Origin of the sequence: Streptomyces sp. SID14478, from assembly GCF_010548525.1 — a bacterium.
In the GTDB taxonomy this organism is placed as follows: Bacteria; Actinomycetota; Actinomycetes; order Streptomycetales; family Streptomycetaceae; genus Streptomyces.
The window spans coordinates 1-3342 of record NZ_JAAGMG010001200.1 but is presented as its reverse complement, the minus strand read 5'-3'; the positions used below and the strand labels follow the sequence as shown (position 1 = coordinate 3342).

Here is a 3342-nt window from a genome sequence, read left to right as displayed (position 1 = left end):
AGCGGGGTGAGCACGGTGCGGTACGCCCACCGCACCGGGTCGACCACCAGCCACCGCAGCAGCCGCCCGAGGAAGCGTCCGACGGCGAGCGACACGTGCCCGGCCACGCGCCACGCGTGCCCGAGGGCCGCGCCGGTCTCCCGGGCGACGACGCCGAGGACCCGGCCGACCGGCAGGAGCACCCAGCGCCACAGCGCCAGCGCGGGCAGCACGAGCAACAGGCGGCCGAGCGCGGCGACGGCGAGCGCCAGGGCGCGGCCGAGCGGCGCGAGCACGTGCGCGTACGCCCATGCGCAGGGCAGCACGAGCAGGGTCCGCACCAGCCACGCGAGCGCGATGCCGACCGGCACGAGGACGTACCTCCACAGCGCCACCCACGGCCACACGAACAGGGCCGTGCCGAGCCAGTGCAGCGCGACCCCAACTCCCTTGGCCAGCCAGGCGATTGCGTGCCCGACGGGCGTGAGGACGTGCGCGTACAGCCACACCCACGGCCACACGAACAACGCCTTCGCCAACCAGGCCACGCCCCTGCCGAGCGGCGTCAGGACGTGCGCGTACAGCCAGATCGCGGGTACCACGAGGAGGACCCGTCCCAGCCACCGCAAGGCGCGGCCGGCCGGTGCGAGCACGTGGCGGCCGAGCATCAGCAGCGGCCACACGAGCACCGCCCACAGCGCCAGGCCGAGGCCGCGGGCCAGCGGTACCAGCACCTTCTCGTGGAGCAGCCGGCCGCCCGCGACGAGCGCGTCCCACACGAGGCGCACCGGTACCACGAGGACGAGCGCGACGATCCGCACCGGCAGCCGGACGGCCACGACGAGGCAGCCTTCGCCGCCTGCGGGCTCGGGGCGCTTTTCCAGGTCCATGTCTGTCAGGACGCCGGGAGCGGCGCTACGGATCCCGGTCACGGGAACTTCATTCGCCCCTCTGGCCACCGTCACTTCGGTCTCGTATGCATAACGGGTCTGGGCCAAAGGGCTTGGCATTGAACGCCGTTGGAGGCGCCCCCGTGAACCCCGAACCCGTCAGATCCGAACGGGCCACCGTGTCCCGCCGCACCCTGCTCGGCGGCGCCGCGGCCGCCGGCGCGCTCGCCGCGCTGCCGTTGAGCCTGCGCACCGCGCTCGCCGCCCCCGGGCGGCCCGGCTCGCTCGACGCCATCGAGCACGTCGTCGTCTTCATGCAGGAGAACCGGTCCTTCGACCACTACTTCGGCACGATGCAGGGCGTGCGCGGCTTCGGTGACCGCACCGCCGTGCGGGGCGCGGGCGGCCTGCCGGTCACCCACCAGCCCGACCCCTCGCGGCCGGAGGGCTGGCTCGCGCCGTTCGCGATGAACGCCGCGCACACCAGCGCCTACCAACAGGGCGCCGCCGCCTTCGGGTTCGCGGACTCGATGAGCGCCCGCAACGACGGCATCGCCGACGGGTACGTGACCCGGCGCGGCAGCGGCTGGCTCGGCCAGGGCTACTACGAGCCCGCCGACATGCCCTTCTACCACGCGCTCGCGTCCGTCTTCACCGTCTGCGACCACTACTACTGCTCGGTCGAGACCAGCACGAACCCCAACCGCGAGCACCTCATGTCCGGCACCAGCGGCGGCACGGTCCGCGACGTCGCCGTGGTCGACAACCAGGAGCCCGGCTTCGAGTGGACGACGTACGCCGAGCGGCTCGAAGCGGCGGGCATCTCCTGGAAGACGTACCAGGCCCAGGAGAACTTCGACGACAACGCGCTGGCCTGGTTCGACACCTTCCGCGCGGCCCGGCCCGGCGATCCGCTGTACGAGCGCGGCATGAAGAAGGTCGGTGACCCGGCGCAGACCAACGACCCGTGGGCGATGGGGGACGCGCTCGTCGCCGCCTTCGCGCAGGACGTTCGCGATGACGCGCTGCCGCAGGTTTCCTGGCTGGTGGCGCCGGCCGCCCTGTCCGAGCACGCGAGTTACGCGCCGCCGCACGGCGAGGACCTCACCGCCCGGCTGCTCTCGGCGCTCGCCGACCACCCCGAGGTCTTCGAGAAGACCGTCTTCATCCTCAACTACGACGAGCACGGCGGGTTCTACGACCACCTGCTGCCGCCCGTGCCGCCGCTGGCCGAAGGCCGCGGCAGGTCGAACGTCCCGCCGGACGGCGAGGTCGTGGTGCGGGTGACGAAGGGCGCCGACACCTTCTACCGGCCGGTCGACCAGCACGGGCGGTACCGGGTGCGGGCCGCGGACTCCTCGCTGACCTGGGCGGACACCCTGCCCGCCGGGGAGACGCAGACCGGCGGACCCTTCCCGCTCGGGCTGGGCATGCGCGTCCCGATGATCGTCGTGTCGCCGTGGACCCGCGGCGGGGCCGTCGCCTCGACCGTGTACGACCACACCTCCGTGATCCAGTTCCTGGAGCGGCGGTTCGGGGTGCGCGAGCCCAACATCAGCGCGTGGCGCCGTGAGGTCACCGGCGATCTGACCGACGTCTTCGACTTCTCCGGCAAGAAGCCCTCCTGGCCGACGCTGCCCGACACCAGCGGCAACCGCCAGAAGGTCACCGACACCGGGAAGCTGCCCGCGCCGACGGTGCCCGAGCCGCAGACCGAGCCGGAGCAGCAGCGCGGCACGCGCACCGCGCGCCCGAACCCGTACCACCTGCGGCTCACGTCCCGCACGCGCAAGGGCCAGTTGACGCTGGGCTTCGCCAACCGCGGGACGCAGGGCGCCGTGTTCGCCGTCTGTCCGGAGCCGGGGACGCCGCCCAGGCACTACACGCTCGCCGCGCACAGCGACCTGTCCGACGTGTGGGACGTGCGCGGCGGGTACGACCTGCGGGTGCACGGGCCGAACGGGGCCCTGTGGCAGTTGCGCGGCGACGCCGACGGGACGTACGACGCCACGTGCGAACTGTCCGGGGACGGGCGCCGTGCCACGCTCGCCCTCACCAACCGCGCCCGCTCCGCCCGCACCTTCCTCACCGGCGACCTGGCCTACGGCGCCGGGGTGCGCGAGATACGCGTGCCGGCCCGCACCGAGCGCACCGTCACCTTCCCTGTCGCCGGGGAGGGTTGGTACGACTTCGGGGCGGCGGTGCACGGTGAGCCGGGCTTCCTGCGCCGGTTCGCGGGCCGGGTGCCGTCGCGCCGCGAGGGCGTCACCGACCCCGCGATGGGCCTGCCCGACCCGTTGGGCGTCACCGTCTCGCTGGAGGCGGCGTCGAGCACGATCGACGAGCCGGTGCTGGTGCCGGGCAGGGCCGCCCGGGTCAGCGCCCGCTTCACCGCGGCGGACGCCGGGGTCACCGCGATCGCCGCGTACCCGGTGCTGCCGGACGGCTGGCGCGCGAGGCAGATCACGGCGCC

General features: G+C 73.8%; 1 protein-coding gene and 1 pseudogene. One reads left to right on the top strand and one right to left on the bottom strand.

Annotated elements, in window-relative coordinates:
* Window positions 1-869 (bottom strand): annotated as a pseudogene (locus tag G3I40_RS38305) (hypothetical protein); the annotation flags it as partial.
* Window positions 870-1012: 143 nt separating this feature from the next.
* Here G3I40_RS38305 and G3I40_RS38300 point away from each other — a divergent pair.
* The coding region (locus tag G3I40_RS38300; protein ID WP_164559432.1) for a phospholipase C, phosphocholine-specific at window positions 1013-3342 on the top strand (2330 nt) is incomplete at its 3' end.